Genomic DNA, 18,457 nt, shown 5'->3' with positions numbered 1-18,457 from the left:
CATAAGCCTGCCTGCTGCACCATGGCTAGGACTTCCGGCATTCACGCGGCCCCCGGCAGGCAACCCGTTGCAGGTCCTAGACTGGCGGCATGGCAGATACGGTCACTCCGGAGCAGCGCAGCCGGAACATGTCCCGCATCCGGGCCAAGAACACCAAACCGGAGCTGCTGATCAGGCGGATGCTGCACCGGACCGGTTACCGGTTCCGGCTCCACGGGGCTGCCCGCGGCGGCAGCCTTCCCGGCAAGCCGGACCTGGTTTTTGCCGGCCGCCGGAAGGTCATTTTTGTCAACGGCTGCTTCTGGCACACACATTCCTGCCGGGCCGGAAACCGCGCACCGGCCACCAACCGGGAGTTCTGGGCGGCTAAGCGCGCACGGACCGTCGCCCGGGATGCCGCGGCACTGCAGGCACTGGCCGCCGCCGGCTGGACATCCTTGGTGGTCTGGGAGTGCGAGCTGCGCAATACCAGTCTGCTCGAGGCCGAGCTGGCCGCTTTCCTCGGCCCACCGGGCACGGCTTCGGCGGCCTCGCTAGACTCAAGGAACCCACAGCACCGAAACAGAGGGGACCTGCATGACTGAGATTCGAGGCGTGCTTTTCGACGTCGACGGCACCCTGGTCGATTCCAACTACCTCCACACCGTGGCCTGGTGGCAGGCTTTCCGCCGCTTGGACTATGACATTCCGATGGCAGACATCCACCGGGCGATCGGCATGGGCGGGGACAAACTCATCGGCCACCTTGCCGAAGGTATTGACCCGGAGCAGGAAGAAGAGATTGATGCCTCGCACGGGGCGGTCTTCTCCACCTTCTGGCCCTCGCTCCGGGCGTTCGACGGCGCCGCGGACCTGCTGCGCGCGACGTCCGGCCGGGGGCTCGCCGTCGTCCTGGCTTCCTCCGCTTCGGCACCGGACCTCGACGCCCTGCGTACAGCGATCGACGCCGATGATGCCATCACCAAAGCCACCAGTTCCTCCGACGCCGCCGAGAGCAAACCGGCGCCGGACATCCTGCAGGCAGCCCTGGACGCGGCCGGAATGGCGGCCGAGGACGCCGTTTTCGTGGGCGATTCCGTGTGGGACATCAAGTCCGCCGCGAAATTGGGCATCCCCACCGTGGCCCTGACCTGCGGCGGCACCAGCGAGGCGGAACTGCGCGACGCCGGCGCCAAAGAGGTGTTTGCCGGTCCCCGGGACCTGCTGGAGCACTTCGACGACAGCCTGCTGGGCCAACTGGCCGCCCGCTAGCCCCTCCCCCTTCGAAAGGACCGCAATGACCACCGAACCCACGCACAACGCCGAGAACATCCGCGAGGAGCAGGGCACCCATGCAGCCGGAACTGTTCCCGCTGCCTATCTCGGCGGATCCGGGCAGAACGGCCGGCGCCCGGAAGACGCCCTCAACGAACCGGACGCAGCCGACGCTAAAGAAGCTGAAGACGACTGACCCCGGCAGGACAAAAGGCCCCTAGACCAACCCCGCGCGGCGCAGCGCCTCGGCCATCGCTCCATCCGGAGCGGGAGCAGCCGGCCCCTTCCGGGCGGCTGCTCCGGCCTTGGCATCCTTCGGCTTAATGCCTTGCCGAGCCCGGCCGGCCTGGCTGTTCCCCTTGGTTTGGGTATTCCGGGCCGGCGGCTTGGGCCCGCGGCGGTCGTTAGCGCCGTTTCCTCTGCCGTTGCCGGAGCTGCTGCCGGATCCGTTGCCGGAGCCGGCGGCCGGAGCGTCGTCGTCGAGCCGCAGGCTGAGGGATATCCGGTGCCGCTCCGGGTCTGCCTCCATGACCTTGACCTTGACGACCTGCCCGGACTTCACCACGTCGTGCGGGTCGGAGACGAAGGAGGCGGACATCGCGGAGATATGGACGAGCCCGTCCTGGTGGACGCCGATATCCACGAACGCACCGAAGGCGGCCACATTGGTGACAACGCCGTCGAGCACCATGCCCGGCCGCAGGTCGGCGATCTTTTCGATGCCGTCGGAGAACGTGGCTGTTTTGAAGGCCGGACGCGGATCACGGCCGGGCTTGCGCAGCTCGGACATGATGTCCAGGACCGTCGGCAGCCCGGTGGACTCGTCAACGAACGCGGAGGGATCCAGTCCCGCCAGCTCCGCTCCGGCAGGACTCATCTCCGCCTTCGCCTCGGCCAGGATCCGGCGCGCGATCTTATAGGACTCCGGGTGCACGCTGGAGGCATCCAGGGGCTCCGTTCCGCCGGTGATCCGCAGGAAGCCCGCGCACTGTTCAAAGGCTTTCGCGCCCAGACGGGGAACCTTCATCAGGTCCGCCCGCCGGGCGAAGGGTCCGTTGGCATTGCGGTGCGCCACAATGTTCTCGCTGAGCAGCGGCCCGACGCCGGCCACCCGGCTCAGCAGCGCCGGAGAGGCGGTGTTGACGTCCACGCCGACAGCGTTGACACAGTCCTCGACCACCGCATCCAGCGACCGGTCCAGCTTCGCCGCCGTGACGTCGTGCTGGTACTGGCCGACGCCAATGGACTTGGGATCGATTTTCACGAGTTCGGCGAGTGGGTCCTGCAGCCGCCTGGCGATGGAGACGGCGCCGCGCAGGGAGACGTCCATGCCCGGCAGTTCCGCCGAAGCCAGCGCGGACGCGGAGTAGACGGAGGCCCCGGCCTCGGAAACCACCAGTTTCTGCAGGTTCGCCTCCGGCACCAGCCGCATCAGTTCACCCGCCAGTTTGTCGGTTTCCCGGGACGCGGTGCCGTTACCTACTGCCACCAGCTCCACCCCGTGCTTTTTCACCAGGTTCGCCAGCTGGACCAGGGCGTCATCCCATTTGCGGGCGGGGGCATGCGGATAAACCGTGTCCGTGGCAACCACCTGGCCGGTGCCGTCCACCACGGCGACCTTAACCCCGGTCCGCAGGCCCGGGTCCAGCCCCAGGGTGGCACGGTTGCCGGCCGGCGCGGCGAGCAGGACGTCCCGGAGATTGGCCGCGAAGACCCGTACGGCCTCCGCTTCGGCATCCTGGAACAGCCGCACCCGCAGGTCGATGGAGAGCTTTGCCTGGATCCGGCGCCAGGCCAGCTGCACGGTCTGGCGCAGCCACGCGTCCGCGGCACCGCCCTTGGCCGCCACTCCGAGGCGCGCGGCCACCGAGTTCTCAAACCGCTGCCGGGCAGCAGCCAGGGCTTCGGTGTCGGCCGGGTCCGCCTCGGCCAGCCCCAGTTCCAGAATGCCTTCCTTCTCCGCGCGCAGCAGGGCCAGCACCCGGTGCGACGGCATCCCCGAGGGCGCCTGGGAATAGTCGAAGTAGTCGGCGTACTTCTGCCCCTCGGTTTCCTTGCCCGGACGGACTGAGGACCGGAACCGTCCCTGCTTCCACAGCTTTTCCCGGGCCACGGTCAGCAGGTCGGCGTCCTGGCCGGCGCGTTCGACGAGAATGGCGCGGGCGCCGGCGAGCGCTTCCGCGGCATCGGGGACGGCTTCACCCAGGAACCGGCCGGCTTCGGTCTCCGGGTCCAGGGCGGGGTTAGCCAGCAGGGCCTCGGCCAGCGGTTCCAGCCCGGCTTCCCTGGCAATCTGCGCCTTGGTGCGGCGCTTGGTTTTGTACGGCAGGTAGATGTCCTCAAGCCGCGATTTGGTGTCCGCGGCCTCGACCGCCGCGCGCAGCTGCGCAGTGAGCTTGCCCTGCGCATCGATGGCTTCAAGGATGGCCCGGCGGCGTTCGGCCAGTTCGCGCAGGTACCGGAGCCGCTCATCGAGTTCACGGAGCTGCGCGTCGTCCAGGGTGCCGGTCACTTCCTTGCGGTAGCGGGCAATAAAGGGAACGGTTGACCCGCTGTCCAGGAGTTCGACGGCGGCCCGCACCTGCCACGGCGCGACGCCGAGTTCGAGGGCGATCTGCGCATGGAGCTGCTCGGCCGTCTCGGTGCGGATGGGCACCGGAGAGGCCGGATCGGGCTGTTGGGATGCTGGCTGCGGGGCGGCGGTGAGACTCACCCGCCCAATTGTTCCTCATCAGCGCCGGATGCGGCCAAACCCGGGAGAAGACGAATCCAGATTATTGGGAGGTCATTGACACATTGGCTCACGATCTGCGGAACCGGGCCGGCCATGGGGTAGAACATAGGGATGCGCCGACCGGCCGCGCCGCGGTGCCGGGACGGAGTAGACACGTTTCAATGGAGAAAGGTCGAAGATGACTCAGATTGCCCCGGTACCAGCCCCCGCTGCAGCACGGGCGGAGGTGAAGACCGCCGGCCATGTCATTGTCGATTCCCTCATTGCGCACGGTGTGAAGCGCACGTACGTGGTTCCTGGTGAGAGCTTCCTCGATGTCCTGGACGGACTGCATGAAAGCCAGGTCGAAACCGTTGTCTGCCGCCATGAGGGCGGAGCCGCCTACATGGCCGAGGCGGACGGAAAAATGAACCAGCTGCCCGGAATCGCCATGGTCACCCGTGGACCGGGGGCCGCGAACGCACATGTTGGGCTGCACACGGCGTGGCAGGACTCCACTCCGATGGTGCTCTTCGTCGGACTGATCCCCTTCGAGCACCGGGACCGTGAAGCGTTCCAGGAATTCGATATCAAGGCCTGGTTTGATACCGGAGCCAAGCGTGTGATGGTGCTGGACCATCCCGAACGCGCGTCCGAAATCGTGGCCGAAGCGTTCTTCGCCGCCATGAGCGGCCGCCCGGGCCCCGTCGTCGTCGGCCTCCCGGAAGATGTGATCCGGAAGGAAATCAACGCCACGCTGCACCCGCCGATTCCGGTGGCGCCAGGCGGTATGACCGTCACGGACTGGAAGGCGCTGCAGACTGCGCTGAAGGAAGCGGACAAGCCGCTGTTCGTCACCGGCGGCAACGACTGGACCCAGGAGGGCGCGGATACCCTGACCCGCTGGCTGGAAGAGCACCACCTTCCCGCCGCGGCCGAATGGCGCTGCGAAGGAACCATTTCCTTCGATTCCCCGTCCTACGTGGGCCCGATCGGCTACGGCCGGCCCAAACCGACCTACGACCTGCTGGAGGAAACCGACCTCCTGGTTTTTGTGGGCACCGTTCCCGGTGACGTGATCACCGACGGTTTTGTGGTGCGGCAGGACTGGGACAAGAAGAACTTCCTGGTCACCATCGACCCCTCCATGCGCGGCCGTTCCGGCCCGGTCTCCTACCAGATCGTCGCGAAGCCGGACGTGTTTATCCGGGACCTGGTGCTGATGGACCTGCCGGTCAAGGAAGAGTGGAAGGCCTGGACCTCACGGATGCGGCAGGAACAGGAGAAGTTCGCCGCACTGCCGCCGGCTGAGCCGGCCAGCGGGCAGGCCCGGATGGACACGCTGATGGCGCATCTGGTGCCGACGCTGCCGGAGGACGCCGTGATCACCCTCGGCGCCGGCGAGCATACCAACTGGGCGCACCGCTACTTCCCCACCCGGCGCTACGCGTCCATGCTGAGCGCCCGCAACGGGTCCATGGGATACTCGGTGCCCTCCGCCATCGCCGCCTCGCTGGCAGCTCCGGGCCGCCGCGTCGTGACGATCGCCGGTGACGGCGAGTTCCTGATGAATGGACAGGAGCTGGCCACGGCCGCGCAGTATGGCGCCACTCCCCTGGTGATCGTGATGGATAACCAGGAGTACGGCACCATACGCACGCACCAGGAACGCCACTACCCGGACCGGGTGTCCGGCACGCAGCTGAAGAACCCGGAGTTCGCGCTGATGGCGCAGGCCTTCGGCGGCTTTGGCGTGAAGGTGGAGCACGACGCCGATGTGCCGGCCGCGCTCCAAGCGGCGCTGAAGGCGATTGATGAGGACAAGACGTTTGCCCTGATCCACCTGGTCGTGGAGCAGCGGGTCAAGGCCTATTAGGCCCTGGCTGATGCTCCGGCCGGCGGAAACCGCCGGCCGGAGCGGAGCCGGTTACAGACCCCGGGGTTCCGGGCCGGGCGGTTCCCGCAGGTCTGCGGCCACCCGTTGGGTTTCGGCCTCGAACCGGACCAGCAGCCGCACCAGGTCGCTGCGGTCCTGGGTATCCCAGCCGTCCAGGAGCTGGTCAACGAGTGAGCTCCCCGAACGCCGCAGGGCCTTTCCGGCCTGCTGTCCTTCCTCGGTCAAGGCGATCAGCGAGGCCCGCGAATCCAGCGGGTCCTGGGTGCGGTGGACCAGCCCGGCCTGTTCGAGGCGGGCGGTGATCTTGGAGATGTTGGACGCTCCGGTGACCATCCGCTCGCTCAGCGCCGACGGCCGCTGGGCGCCCGCATTGTTCAGGATGGACAGCAGGGTCAGCGCCGCCGGATCCAGGTCCACCCCCTCACGGGCGGCCACTGCGGTGGTGAACCCGGGCGCCGTCCATTGCGCCAGAAGCCCGTTCAGGACTTCAATCAGCACAGCATTCTGATCCGCTGCGGCCATGGTTAGGCTTCGGTTCCGCCATCAACCCGCAGCACGACGCCGGTAATAAAGGCGGCCTGGTCGGAGAGCAGGAAAGCGGTGGCGTTGGCAATATCTTCCGGCTGGCCCAGGCGCTTCATGGGGATTTCTGCGGCGTAGCCGGCCTTCGCTTCGGCCGGCAGCGACGCCAGCGCAGCGGTTTCGATGGCGCCCGGTGCCACCGCGTTGATGCGGATCCCCAGTTCAGCGTTTTCCTTGGCCACGCTGCGGGTCAGGGACACCACGCCGTGCTTGGCTGCACCGTACGGGGTCAGGTTGGGGGTGGCGCTGATGCCGGCCAGGGAAGCGATGTTCACGATTGACCCGCTCCCCTGCTCCACGAAGTGGGCGACCTGGGACTGCAGAGCCAGGAAGGTGCCCCGCAGGGTCACGTTGATGGTGCGGTCCCAGTCAGCAGCGGTGATGTCCTGCACGGGCTTGGGCATGGCCCCAACCCCCGCATTGTTCACTGCCAGGTCCAGCCGCCCGAAAGACTCGACCGCGAACGGGACCAGCGCGTTGACTTCGTCGGCATCGGCCACGTTGGCGTGCTTGTAGACGGCACGGCCGTTGGCGGCTTCAATCAGCGAAACGGTTTCAGCTCCGGCCTCATCGTTGACGTCGGAGACGACGACCGAGGCGCCTTCGGCGGCCAGGCGCAGGGCGATGGCCCGGCCAATACCGGCTCCGGCGGCGGTGACAAGTGCTGTTTGGTTCTCAAAAAGCATGGAAAAGCTCTTTTCTCAGATCATTATTTACTGTCGTCCGGACAGCATATACCCGCGAGGGCGGTTGCCAGGCGGGTCTGTGCGGCTGCCCACTGGGTGCGGTGACCTAGTCGTCGTCGCCCGCCAGGATACGGCGGCGGGTGCTCAGGAGCTGGACTTCGGGACGGCCGGCCACCAGCCGCTCAGCAGCGTCCAGGACTTCCACCACGTGCGCCCGGTCAGCGGCGACCACCGCAATACCGACGGCGGCACGGCGGTGCAGGTCCAGATGCCCGGACTCGGCGGCAGACACGGCAAACCGGCGGTGCAGTTCCGCGACCAGCGGGCGGACCACCGAACGTTTTTCTTTGAGCGAGTGGATGTCATCCAGCAGCAGATCGAATTCCAGGCTCCCCGTCCACATGTTTTCCATCCTTGCCATCCGCCGGCAGGTGTCAACAGCGCAATCCTGTGCGGGACCCATGGGTTACCGGCACGGGGTACATGGCCGGCGGCAGCGGTGCTAAGTTCGCACGTATGACGCCGTCACCCACCGCGCGTTTCCTGACCCCCGATGCATAACCACGGCGCGTTTGCAGCGGAATCCCTGTTCCTGATTCCCGCAGTCGCCGCGGTTGCCGCCTACTGGGCCGGGCTGGCCTCGGCGAAATCCGGCCGCTGGCCGGCCTGGCGGCTGGTGTGCTTCATCGCCGGTGTCCTGGCCATCTTGGTGCCCCTCCTGGAACCCCTGGCCGGCTGGGCCCACCGGGACTTCACTGCGCTGGCCTTCTCCCATGTGCTGGCCGGCATGGTGGGACCGCTCCTGCTGGTGACGTCCCGGCCCGCGGCGCTGGCGCTGCGGACCCTGGACGTGTTTCCGGCGCGGCGGCTGGGCCGGGTCCTGGCCAGCGGGCCCGCCCGGTTCCTCTCCCATCCCGGCACCGCCACGGTGCTGGTGGTCGCCGGGATGTGGACGATGTTCCACACCGGCCTGTTGACGGCCATGCAGGAATCCATGCCGGTGCACTGGCTGGTTACCGGGTATCTGGCCGGAACCGGCTGCCTGTTCACCGCCGCTGTGCTGGGCGCCGCGCCCGTACCGCACAGCTTCCGGCAGCGGGCTGCTGCCCTGCTGGCGGCGGCCGCGGCACACGCCGCCCTCGCCGCCGGGTTGCTGGTGTTCCCGCCGGCCGGAGTGGCTTCCGGCACCGCCGGCGCCCTCGTGCTGCTGGGTTGGGGGGCGGCGGTCCAGGCCGTGCTCGCGCTGCTCCTCCTGCGGCAGCGGGCCCTTGGCCGGCAGCTGCCGCAGCCCCGCGGAACCTGACGCGGGCCTTGCCTACAGCACCTGCGGGAAGCCGAGGTCGATTTCCGACGTCGCCGGGTCCGGCCAGCGAGTGGTTACCACCTTTCCGCGCGTATAGAAACGGATGGAATCAGGCCCGTACATGTGGGTGTCCCCGAACAGCGAATCCTTCCAGCCGCCAAAGGAGAAGGATCCCACCGGCACCGGAATCGGCACGTTAACCCCCACCATGCCCGCTTCGACGTCGAACTCGAATGCCCGGGCGGCACCGCCGTCGCGCGTGAAGATCGCGGTGCCGTTGCCGTACTGGTTCTCATTCACCAGCTGCACGGCGTCCGCATAGGTGGGGACCCGGACCACGGAGAGCACCGGACCAAAAATCTCGTCGTCATAGGCCTTCATACCCGGTTTGACGTGGTCCAGCAGGCTCACGCCCAGGAAGAAGCCGTCTCCGTCGAAGGACGCTTCCCGGCCGTCCACCACCACGGTGGCTCCTTCCTCCGCGGCGCCGGCCACATAGGAGGCCACCTTCTCCCGGTGCTCCGCGGTAATCAGCGGGCCCATCTGTGACGCCGGATCGGTCCCGGGTCCGATCTGCAGCTCCACCATCCGCGAGCGCACAGCCTCCACCAGGTCATCGGCAATTGACCCCACCGCCACCAGGACGCTCACAGCCATGCACCGCTCCCCCGCGGAGCCGTACGCTGCGGAGACGGCGGCGTCGGCTGCCATGTCCAGGTCGGCGTCGGGCAGGACCACCATGTGGTTCTTCGCTCCGCCCAGAGCCTGGACCCGCTTGCCGTGTTCCGCAGCCCGGCGGTAGATGCTCCGCGCCACCGGCGTCGAACCGACAAAGCTCACCGCTTTCACCTCCGGGTGATCCAGCAGCACGTCCACGGCTTCCTTATCCCCGTGCACCACATTCAACACCCCGGCGGGCAGCCCGGCCTCAGCAAACAGCTCGGCGATGAACACCGCAGCGGACGGGTCCTTTTCGCTCGGCTTCAGCAGCACAGTATTGCCGCAGGCCAGGGCACTGCCGATCATCCACAGCGGCACCATGGCCGGAAAATTGAACGGGGTGATGCAGGCGACCACACCCACCGGCTGCCGGATGGAATGAACATCGACGCCGGCGGCCACCTGCTCCGCGCGCTCACCCTTCAGCGTCAGCGCCAGGGCAGAAGCGAACTCGATGTTCTCCAGCCCTCGGGTGATCTCGCCTTCCGCATCGGAGAGGACCTTGCCGTGTTCGCTGGTAAGGATGGCGGCCAGTTCGGCCTTCCGTGCGGTGAGCAGTTCACGGACCTTGAAGAAGATGCCGGTGCGGCGGGCCAGGGACGTGGCCCGCCAGCCGGGCAGGGCTTCGCGGGCCGCCTGGATGGCTTCCTCCACCCGGGCCGCCGAGGCCAGGGCCACTTCCTTCTCCTGGACACCGGTGGCCGGGTTGAACACCGGCCCGTAGCGTTCGGCCTCGGAAACCTGCTTGCCGTTGATGACGTGCGGGATGCGCTGCATGGGGTCTCGATTCAGTTGGGCGCCGCTACGGCGCGGGAATCTGGTCCGGTGTCCCGGCGAGCGAGCCGTCCACCAGTTTGACGATCATGGAGCAGTCCTTGCCGGACTGGCCGGCGTCAATGAGCCGGCCGAAGAGCTGCTGTACGTGTTCGCCGATCTCCAGCGGGGTGCCCGTGTCCCGGGCCGCGGCGAGGGCAAGGTTGATGTCCTTGTTGGCCAGTTCGGCGGTGAACGTCGGTTCAAAATTGTTGTTCGACGCCGCGGTCTCCACCACACCGGGCACCGGGTACCAGGTGCGCAGCGCCCAGCTGTCGCCGGAGGACACCGACGCGATATCCCAAAAGACCTGTTTATCCAGGCCGAGCCGCTCGGCCAGCACGGCCCCCTCTGCGGTGGCAGCCAGGTTGATGAACAGCATCAGGTTGTTGCAGATTTTCGCGGCCTGCCCGGTGGTGGGGCCACCGGTGGGAATCACGTTGCCGGCCATTGGTTCGATGAACACCGCGGCCTCCGCGGCGGCGTCATCCCGGCCGCCGACCATAAAGGTCAGGGTGCCGGCTTGGGCACCGCTCATCCCGCCGGACACCGGAGCATCCACAAACCGGAATCCGCCAGCCGCGGCAGCATCGTGCAGGGCCTGCGCGGATTCGACGTCGATGGTCGAGGAGTCGATGAGCAGCGTGTCCGTTCCGGCGTTGGCAAGGATCCCGTCCGGTTCCAGGTACACGGCACGGGAATGCTCACCCTTGGGCAGCATCGTGAAGACCACATCCGCACCGGTCACGGCTTCGGCGATGCTGCCGACAGCCTGCACCCCGGCCGCTTCCGCAGTGGCCACCGCCCGGGGGCTGAGGTCGAAACCCCGCACGTTGTGCCCGGCCTTGACCAGGTTCGCAGCCATGGGCGCGCCCATGTTTCCCAGTCCGATCCATCCGACTTCCGCCATGGCTAAGCTCCTTTGCTTAGAGTGCTGCTGCTTGGATTGTGCTGCGCGTCCCCGCGGAACCAGACTTGCACCCTGTTAGGGTGCGTTCAAGACCAGAATCCACAGACACCATGTGCATCCGTGCACAGCAGCGCGGCGGTCCATCAGGCTGGGCCGCGGTGCGGGCCGGAAGATCGGATGGCCGTGTCCCAGATCCGGAGGAGGTGACCGGCCATGGACGCCGAACGCCGTCTGCCCAGCCCGGATGACCTGCTGATCCTGCTGACCGTGGCCCGGCTGGGCCGCTTCAACGCCGTCGCCGAAACCCTCGGAACCACACACACCACTATTTCCCGGCGCATCATTGCCTTGGAAAAACAGCTCGGCGGCCGCACTCTGTCCCGCACGCCCCGGGGCTGGGAACTGACCAGCCTCGGCGTGGAGGCGGTGCGGGCCGCTGAAGCCATCGAGGAGAGCCTGGGGAGCCTGCAGTGTGTCCTGGCCCGGGACGCGGATCCCCTGGCTGGTGTGGTGCGGATCAGCACCGTGGACGGATTCGGTGCGGAAATCGTGACACCGGCGCTGGTGGGGCTGCAGGCGAGGCACCCGAAGATCAGCGTGGAAATGTTCTCCGCCACCCGCAAGGTCAGCCAAAACCGTTCGGGCGTGGATTTGGAAGTCGTGGTGGGGAACACCGATGTCCGCACCGCCCAGACCATCCTGCTGGGCCACTATGTGCTGCGGCTTTATGCCGGGCCGGGTTATCTGGAACGGCATGGAACGCCGCAGGTTCCGGAGGACCTGGCCAGCCACTGCTTCGTTTCCTATGTGGAGTCCGCGCTGCTGGTGGAGGAGCTTGGGCACCGGTCCACCGGCCTGCCCGTCCCGCGCACCAGTTTCCAGGCCACCAGCATTTTCGCCCAGGTGGAGGCGGTCCGCCTGGATGCCGGCGTTGGGCTCCTGCCGAACTTCATGGTGGCCGGCCGGGACGGTTTTGTTCCGGTGCTGCCCGCCGGTTTTGAACGCCGGCTCCCCATCTGGGCGGTGGCCCGGCCCGAAGCCCTGCGCTCCGCCCGGGTCCAGGCCGTGGTCGCCGCGATCCAGGCGGAGGCCGCTGCCCGGCAGGACCTTCTGGCGTCCTGACGGGCGGCGGCCTGAATGCCCGTTGAGTTAATTACCGGCAGTCTCCTGCGTGCGAATTTTGCCGCTGGACTTGGCTGCGGCCAGCAGGTCGGCGGTTCCCTGGGCGTCCGCGGCATCGACGTCGTGCAGCGAAATCCCGTTGGTCTCCCGCAGCACCAGCACCGAAATCGCCGTCACAATGCAGGCTCCCAGCAGGTACAGCGCCACGGGCACGGACGAGTCATAGCGGGCCAGCAGGGACGTGGCGATGATCGGGGCCAGCGACCCGGCCACAATCGAGGTGACCTGGTACCCAAGTGACACACCGGAGTACCGCATCCGGGTGGGGAACATTTCCGCCATGATCGCCGGCTGCCCGGCGTACATCAGGGCGTGGAACAGCAGGCCGATCGTCACCGCCGCAAGGATCACCAGGTCATCCCCGGTATCCATCATCGGGAAGGCGAAGAACCCCCAGGTGGCACCGAGCACCGCGCCTGCCAGGTAAACCGGACGGCGGCCCAGGGAATCGGACATCCGCCCGGCCAGCGGCACCGCACAGAAATGGATGAAGTGCGCGACCAGCAGCAGGAGCAGGATGCGTGAGGTGTCCGTCTCAACGACGGTCTTCAGATAGGTGATGGAGAACGTCACCACCAGGTAGTAGAGGATGTTCTCGGCGAAGCGCAGGCCCATGGCGGTGAAGACGCCACGCGGGTAGCGGCGGAAGACTTCCAGGACTCCGTAGCCCTTGGCTTCGGTTTCCACTTCCTTCTGCGCTTCCAGGAAGATCGGCGCATCCGAAACCTTGGTCCGGATGTAGTAGCCCACCAGCACAATCACGGCGGAGAGCCAGAACGCCACCCGCCAGCCCCAGCCGAGGAATGCCTCGTTGGACAGCGTGGATGAGAGCAGGAACAGAACCCCGGTCGCGAGCAGATTCCCCATCGGCACCGCGGACTGCGGCCAGCTGGCCCAGAAACCACGGGATTTGTCCGGACTGTGTTCGGCCACCAGCAGGACCGCGCCGCCCCATTCGCCGCCGACGGCAAACCCCTGGATGAACCGCAGCGCCACCAGCATGGCCGGTGCCCAGTAGCCGATCTGGTCGAAGCCGGGCAGGCAGCCCATCAGGAAGGTGGAGATGCCCACCAGGATGATGCTCAGCTGCAGGAGTTTTTTGCGGCCGAACTTGTCGCCAAAGTGACCAAAAACGATGCCGCCGATCGGCCGCGCCACGAAGCCGACGGCGTAAGTCACGAAGGCGGCGATGATGCCGTCGAGCTCGGTGTCCGCATTGGGGAAGAACAGATGGGCGAAGACCAGGGTCGACGCCGCTGCATAGAGGAAAAATTCGTACCATTCCACGACCGTCCCGGCCATGGATGCCACCACGACTTTGCGAAGACCCTCCGGGATCGGTGCCTTGGCACCGCCGCGCTGCTTGGGAATATTAGTGCTCATCCACATTCTCCTTTGGTGTCCACATTGACACTCGGCCGTTCGGCCGCCGCCGGCCACAGGCCCGCCGGGCGGAGTAAGGAAGAGTATGGTGCCTGCACTGAAGCTGCTCAACTGCCAAAACCGCAAGGTGCATCTGCACAAATGCACACGTCCCACTTCGGGGCGGCTCCTGCGGGTCCCTCCGGAACCGGGCGGACCAGACCATTGTGTCCTGCTGCACCTTCCCCTCAGAATGGAGGATGCCAGTTACGCTCAGATCCCTCGAAACTGCTGTCCCTCCGACTGTCCTCATCCAGGACCAGGTCCGTGATGTCTTCGCTGCGCAGCCAGGCCTGACCCGGCTCGGCACCCGCCTGGTGAACACCTGCTTCAACTCAGCAGCCATCGATACCCGGCGGACGGCCCTGGAAGAGCTGACCCTCAACTCTGCAGTCGAGGATCCACAGTTCTATGATCCGGCGACTGGGCTGCTGCTGATCCCCAGTACCAAGACCCGCAATGACATCTTCGCCGTCGAAGCCACCAAGCTGTTTATTGAAGCCGGGCGCAGGGCGGTGGAGAACTGCCCGGGCATAGCTCCGTCGGATGTGACCCATGTGGTGACCGTTTCCTGCACGGGATTCTATAACCCCGGACCCGATTACAAACTGGTCCGTGCCCTGGGCCTGAATCCGTCGGTGCAGCGCTATCACCTCGGTTTTATGGGCTGCTATGCCGCTTTCCCGGCCATGCGCGCTGCCAAGTCCTTCTGCGACGCCGATCCGGACGCCGTCGTCCTGGTGGTCAGTGCCGAGCTGTGCTCACTGCACGTGCGCTCCTCCAATGATCCGGACAGCATCATGGGTTCCTCGCTGTTTGCCGACGGCGCCGCTGCGGCCGTGATTACGGCCCGGGACCTGCCCGGCGAGAGCCCCGCGATCGTCCTGGACCATTTCGAAACCGTCCTCACCCCGGTCGGGGAGGAATCGATGGCGTGGAACATCGGCGACTACGGCTTCGAGATGGTCCTGGGCACGTATGTGCCCCACATTATCGACGACCATATTGTCGGCGCGCTGGAACCGCTGCTCGCCCGGGACCCTTCCCTGGCGGGGCTGGACTACAACGAAATCGGCCACTGGGCCATCCATCCAGGCGGGCGCAGCATTCTGGACAAGGTGGAAGCCAAACTGGAGCTCACCCCGGAGCAGCTGGTACCGGCCCGGGAGACCCTGCGGAACTACGGCAACATGAGCTCGGCGACGGTGATGTTCGTGCTCAAGCACATCCTGGAACAGCCCTTCACCGGAGGCAACGAGCGCATCTGCTCCATGGCTTTCGGTCCCGGCCTGACGGTGGAAACCGGGCTCTTCACCCGGATCCCCGGGACCGCGCCCGCCGCTGGGCAGCAGGACGCGGCGGCTGCTGAGCCGGTCCCGGCGGCCGTGGGCTAGGCCCGTGCCGCTGTTGGCCGCCGGTGCGCCGCCGTTTTTCCCGCCGGACCTGAGCCGCCGGGCGGTGGAGGCAGTGGAGGAAATGGACCGGCCGGACTGTGATCCGGTCCGGCTGGAACGCACGTATGCGCAGTTCCCGCTGATCAACGCCGTCGTCTCCGGGTGGCGGCGGAACTACCGCCGGTACGTGCGTCCGGTCCTTTCCAGTCAAGGCGGCGGCAGGGTCCTGGATATCGGTTCCGGCGGCGGGGACCTGGCCCGCGCGCTGGCGCGCTGGACGCGGCAGGACGGCCTCGCCGTGGAGGTCACCGGAATTGATCCGGATCCACGGGCCCATGCCTACGCCGCGTCCCGCCCAACCGTTCCTGGGCTGACGTTCCGCGCCGCGTTCAGCTCGCAGCTGGTCGCCGAGGGGCAGCAGTTCGACGTTGTGCTCTCCAACCATGTGCTGCATCACCTGGATGCGGAGGCTTTCCGGGGCCTGCTGACAGATTCGCAGGCGCTGGCCCGCGGCCTGGTGCTGCACAGCGACATCGAACGGAATCCGTGGGCGTACGGCCTGTTCTCCGCCGGCACCCTGCCCTTCTTCCACGGCTCCTACATCCGGGCTGACGGCCTGACCTCGATCCGGCGCAGTTACACGGCCGCCGAGTTGGCGGCCGCGGTGCCTGCGGGGTGGGAAACCCGGCGGCAGCGGCCGTGGCAGAACCTGCTCCTGTACCGGGCCGGCCGATGAGCGGCGCGGAGGCTGGTAAATCCGGGCAGGTCCTCAGGGTTGACGTCGCCATCGTCGGGGGCGGCCCGGTGGGCCTGGCCCTGGCAATCCTTCTGGTGCAGGAGGGTGTGCGGGTCACGGTCCTGGAGCGGCGGACCGAACGCAGCAGCCATTCCCGGGCCATCGGAATTCATCCGCCCGGGCTGGCGGCCCTGGAAGGCACCGGAGTGACCGGACAGCTCACTGCGGAAGGCGTCCAGATCCGCCAGGGTGCCGCCCGCACCCGGGACCGGGGCCTGGTTTCGATCCGGTTCACCCGTACTTCCACCGCCTACCCCTATGTGCTGGCCCTGCCGCAGGAGCGCACCGAAACGATCCTCGAAGAGCGCCTGCATTCCCTGGATCCCACCGCGCTGCAGCGCGGACGGACCGTAACGGCCCTGGTGGATACCGGCTCCTCCGTCCTCCTCGCCGGCACCGGCAGCGGCGCGGGCAGCGGGGGCAGCGGCCCGGGCAGCAGCGGGAATGGGGAGGACGGCGAGGAGCCGGGTTTTGCCGTCCATGCAGCGTTTGCGGTGGCGGCGGACGGCGCCCGCTCCCCCGTACGCAGCATGCTGGGTGCCGCCGTCACCGAACGGACCCTGCGGGACCACTATCTGATGGGCGACTTTCCCGACAACACCGGCGACGGACCAACTGGTGTGCTGTATCTGGAGCCGGAAGGAATTGTGGAGTCCTTCCCCCTGCCCGCAGGTACCCGGCGCTGGGTCGCGCATACCCGCACCCTGCTGACGGACGCCGATGCCAAGCTGCTGGCCAGGATCGTCCGGGAACGCACCGGCCAGCAGCTAAGCGCGGCCGGGAACTCGATGCTGAGCGCGTTTTCCGTCCGCACGGCTCTGCCTCGACGGCTGGTCCATGGCCGCACGGTCCTGGCCGGCGATGCCGCCCATGAGGTCAGCCCGATCGGTGGGCAGGGCCTGACTCTGGGCTGGATCGACGCCGCAGAGCTCGCGCCAGTCCTGGCCGCCGGGGTCCGCGGTGGGGACATCGACGCGCAGCTGGCGGGCTTCGACCGCCGGCGCCGGCGCGCCGCCGTGATTGCGTCGGCACAGGCCCGGCTGAATATGGCCCTGGGACGGCCGCTTCCCCGGCAGGTCATGCGGGCCCGCAATGCCGCTCTGGCAGCCCTTTTCCGGGCCAGGCCGCTGGGCGATCTGGTGGCCCGCCGCTTCACCATGCAATAGCGGCAGCGGGCAGGCGGCGGGCAGGACCAGGGCGGCTTAGCGGGGGCCGTGGTCCAGGGTGACGGTCCGCAGGTCCAGTCGCCGCAGGACGCGGTCCACGGCTTCGGGATCCACACCGGTCTGCCGGCGGGCGGCCAGCACTTCCTTACGCGCCGCGGCGAGAGCTTCGCGCTGGACGGCGTCCATCACTTCCAGGGTGGCTTTCAGCTGCAGCATTTTCTGCGGGTCGTCCTCGGAATCCGCGCCCAGGATGGAGTGCAGCGAAGACATCCGCCGGGCCAGCGCGGCACGGCGTTCGGGCGGCAGCTTATCCGCCGCCGTCGAGCGCCTCATGGTCTCCAGGGCAGTGCGTTCCGCGCGGCGGGCCAGCTCATGCTCCTGCCGCTCAATCGCCTTGTGGTCGCTGGGAAGCTTCAGTTTGCGCATCAGCCACGGCAGGGTCAGGCCCGGCAGCACCAGCGTGACCAGCAGTACGGCCCCGGCCGCCACGATCATGAAGTTCCGGCCCGGCAGCTCCTCGCCGGCGAGGTTGGTGGCGGGCAGGGCCAGCGCGAGCGCCAGCGTGGCCAGGCCCCGCATGCCGCACCAGGTCAGGACCAGGACTTCCTTGAGCGATCCAGGCACGCTGCTGCGCTTTTCCGTTCCACCGAACCGGTAGATTCCGAACATCCACAGGAAACGCACCAGCACCACGGCGGCGCAGACCGCAGCGACGCCGGGAATGAAGCTGAAGATTTCGCTGCCTTCATCCTCAATGACGTAGCGCATTTCGATCCCCACCAGGCCAAAGGCCACCCCGGTGGTCAGCAGCTCCACCACGTCCCAGAAGGCCGTGCGGGTCAGGCGCTCCTGGGAGTCCTGCGGCCTGGCCCGGCGGCCAAGTTCCAGGGCGGTGACGACGACGGCGACAACCCCGGAAAAGTGCACTTCCTCGGCCAGGATGTAGACGGCGTAGGGCGCCACCAGGGTCACGGCAGAGCGGGCCACGAGATTCGGTACAAACCGGTTGAGCGCCCCCACGAGCCAGCCCATCGCCAGGCCCAGCACCACGGCACCGGCCGCGCCGATGAGGAAGCTGGGAATGATGCTCCAGCCGACTTCCCCGCCGCTGACAGCAGCCGCCACGGCGGCCTGGAAAATCACAATCGCGATCGCGTCGTTGAACAGCCCCTCGGTCTGCAGTACTGTCACCAGGCGGCGGGGCATGTTGACCTTGCCGGCAACGGCCTCGACAGCCACCGGATCGGGCGGGGCCACGATGGCGCCCAGGGCAATCGCTGCGGGCAGGCCGATGGCGGGCACCAGCGCCCAGGAGATACCTGCCACTACGATCACGGTCACGGCGACCAGTGCCACGGCCAGCAGCACGAGCGAGCGCCAGCGGAGCCGGAACACGGACCAGGAGCTGCGCTGTGCGGCCGCATACAGCAGCGGCGGCAGGAACAGGGGCAGGATCAGTTCCGGGTCGATGTGAATCTCCGGCAGCACCGGCAGGAAGGCGAACAGGGCCGAGAAGATGAGCATCAGCACCGGGTAGGGCAGCCGGATCCGCTCACCGATGCCCACCACCAGCACGGTTCCAAAGAGCAGGCCCACCAGCAGGATCAGGAATTCCACGC

Annotated in this window: 17 protein-coding genes; 9 read left to right on the top strand and 8 right to left on the bottom strand. The window is 67.4% G+C overall.

The window, feature by feature from the left end:
* Nucleotides 1-89 precede the first annotated feature (89 nt).
* From ArtHe_RS00730 to ArtHe_RS00720, 3 genes are read left to right on the top strand one after another with little or no spacing between them, the layout of a single operon-like run.
* The gene (locus ArtHe_RS00730) at nucleotides 90-584 is read left to right on the top strand and encodes a very short patch repair endonuclease (protein WP_248318308.1); all 495 of its coding nucleotides are present in this window, start codon (nucleotides 90-92) and stop codon (nucleotides 582-584) included.
* Entirely contained in the window at nucleotides 577-1,251 is a 675-nt protein-coding gene (locus tag ArtHe_RS00725) for an HAD family hydrolase (protein ID WP_248318307.1), read from the top strand. The genes ArtHe_RS00730 and ArtHe_RS00725 overlap by 8 nt, the downstream gene beginning before the upstream one ends.
* Nucleotides 1,252-1,276: 25 nt before the next feature.
* Entirely contained in the window at nucleotides 1,277-1,450 is a 174-nt protein-coding gene (locus ArtHe_RS00720; protein WP_248318306.1) for a hypothetical protein, read from the top strand.
* Between the two features lie 21 nt (nucleotides 1,451-1,471).
* Here ArtHe_RS00720 and ArtHe_RS00715 read toward each other — a convergent pair whose 3' ends face one another.
* Nucleotides 1,472-3,910 (bottom strand): Tex family protein, encoded by a 2,439-nt coding sequence (locus ArtHe_RS00715; RefSeq protein ID WP_248319622.1) that lies wholly within the window; start codon nucleotides 3,908-3,910, stop codon nucleotides 1,472-1,474.
* A gap of 256 nt (nucleotides 3,911-4,166) precedes the next feature.
* On the opposite strand from ArtHe_RS00715, the gene ArtHe_RS00710 reads away from it, so the two are divergent.
* Nucleotides 4,167-5,843, top strand: a complete 1,677-nt coding sequence (locus ArtHe_RS00710) for a thiamine pyrophosphate-dependent enzyme (protein WP_248318305.1) — start codon at nucleotides 4,167-4,169, stop codon at nucleotides 5,841-5,843.
* A gap of 51 nt (nucleotides 5,844-5,894) precedes the next feature.
* Here the strand turns inward: ArtHe_RS00710 and ArtHe_RS00705 are convergent, their stop codons facing one another.
* The 3 genes from ArtHe_RS00705 to ArtHe_RS00695 form a co-directional block, all read right to left on the bottom strand.
* The gene (locus ArtHe_RS00705) at nucleotides 5,895-6,386 is read right to left on the bottom strand and encodes a MarR family transcriptional regulator (RefSeq protein WP_248318304.1); all 492 of its coding nucleotides are present in this window, start codon (nucleotides 6,384-6,386) and stop codon (nucleotides 5,895-5,897) included.
* A 2-nt stretch (nucleotides 6,387-6,388) separates the two neighbouring features.
* The gene (locus ArtHe_RS00700) at nucleotides 6,389-7,132 is read right to left on the bottom strand and encodes an SDR family NAD(P)-dependent oxidoreductase (RefSeq protein WP_248318303.1); all 744 of its coding nucleotides are present in this window, start codon (nucleotides 7,130-7,132) and stop codon (nucleotides 6,389-6,391) included.
* 106 nt (nucleotides 7,133-7,238) lie between these two features.
* Nucleotides 7,239-7,535 carry a DUF503 domain-containing protein gene (locus ArtHe_RS00695; protein ID WP_248318302.1) on the bottom strand — a complete coding sequence of 99 codons (297 nt, stop codon included), beginning with the start codon at nucleotides 7,533-7,535 and terminating at the stop codon, nucleotides 7,239-7,241.
* A 150-nt stretch (nucleotides 7,536-7,685) separates the two neighbouring features.
* On the opposite strand from ArtHe_RS00695, the gene ArtHe_RS00690 reads away from it, so the two are divergent.
* Entirely contained in the window at nucleotides 7,686-8,435 is a 750-nt protein-coding gene (locus tag ArtHe_RS00690; protein ID WP_248318301.1) for a cytochrome c oxidase assembly protein, read from the top strand.
* A gap of 12 nt (nucleotides 8,436-8,447) precedes the next feature.
* Here the strand turns inward: ArtHe_RS00690 and ArtHe_RS00685 are convergent, their stop codons facing one another.
* Both ArtHe_RS00685 and mmsB read right to left on the bottom strand, forming a co-directional pair.
* Complete coding sequence (locus ArtHe_RS00685; protein WP_248318300.1) at nucleotides 8,448-9,932, bottom strand: CoA-acylating methylmalonate-semialdehyde dehydrogenase; 1,485 nt, start codon at nucleotides 9,930-9,932, stop codon at nucleotides 8,448-8,450.
* A gap of 25 nt (nucleotides 9,933-9,957) precedes the next feature.
* Nucleotides 9,958-10,878, bottom strand: coding sequence for a 3-hydroxyisobutyrate dehydrogenase (gene mmsB / locus ArtHe_RS00680; protein WP_248318299.1), 921 nt, complete (start codon nucleotides 10,876-10,878; stop codon nucleotides 9,958-9,960).
* 213 nt (nucleotides 10,879-11,091) lie between these two features.
* Between mmsB and ArtHe_RS00675 the strand changes: the two genes are divergently transcribed.
* A complete protein-coding gene (locus ArtHe_RS00675) occupies nucleotides 11,092-12,000 on the top strand; it encodes a LysR family transcriptional regulator (RefSeq protein ID WP_066301678.1) in 909 nt (302 codons plus the stop codon).
* A 27-nt stretch (nucleotides 12,001-12,027) separates the two neighbouring features.
* Here ArtHe_RS00675 and ArtHe_RS00670 read toward each other — a convergent pair whose 3' ends face one another.
* Nucleotides 12,028-13,443, bottom strand: a complete 1,416-nt coding sequence (locus tag ArtHe_RS00670) for an MFS transporter (RefSeq protein WP_282568698.1) — start codon at nucleotides 13,441-13,443, stop codon at nucleotides 12,028-12,030.
* Nucleotides 13,444-13,682: 239 nt separating this feature from the next.
* Here ArtHe_RS00670 and ArtHe_RS00665 point away from each other — a divergent pair, with 239 nt between their 5' ends.
* Genes ArtHe_RS00665 through ArtHe_RS00655 form a run of 3 tightly spaced genes read left to right on the top strand, consistent with a single transcriptional unit; the run spans nucleotide 13,683 to nucleotide 16,838 of the window.
* Nucleotides 13,683-14,876, top strand: a complete 1,194-nt coding sequence (locus ArtHe_RS00665; protein ID WP_248318298.1) for a type III polyketide synthase — start codon at nucleotides 13,683-13,685, stop codon at nucleotides 14,874-14,876.
* A gap of 4 nt (nucleotides 14,877-14,880) precedes the next feature.
* Nucleotides 14,881-15,612, top strand: coding sequence for a class I SAM-dependent methyltransferase (locus ArtHe_RS00660; RefSeq protein ID WP_248318297.1), 732 nt, complete (start codon nucleotides 14,881-14,883; stop codon nucleotides 15,610-15,612).
* Nucleotides 15,609-16,838 (top strand): NAD(P)/FAD-dependent oxidoreductase, encoded by a 1,230-nt coding sequence (locus tag ArtHe_RS00655; protein ID WP_248318296.1) that lies wholly within the window; start codon nucleotides 15,609-15,611, stop codon nucleotides 16,836-16,838. Before ArtHe_RS00660 ends, ArtHe_RS00655 begins: the two co-directional genes overlap by 4 nt.
* A gap of 36 nt (nucleotides 16,839-16,874) precedes the next feature.
* Here the strand turns inward: ArtHe_RS00655 and ArtHe_RS00650 are convergent, their stop codons facing one another.
* A complete protein-coding gene (locus tag ArtHe_RS00650; protein WP_248318295.1) occupies nucleotides 16,875-18,455 on the bottom strand; it encodes a Na+/H+ antiporter in 1,581 nt (526 codons plus the stop codon).
* Nucleotides 18,456-18,457: the final 2 nt, after the last annotated feature.

The organism is Arthrobacter sp. Helios (assembly GCF_023167125.1).
Taxonomy (GTDB): domain Bacteria; phylum Actinomycetota; class Actinomycetes; order Actinomycetales; family Micrococcaceae; genus Arthrobacter_B; species Arthrobacter_B luteolus.
Note: the sequence above shows the minus strand (reverse complement) of the source record. Positions and strands in the feature narration are given on the sequence as shown.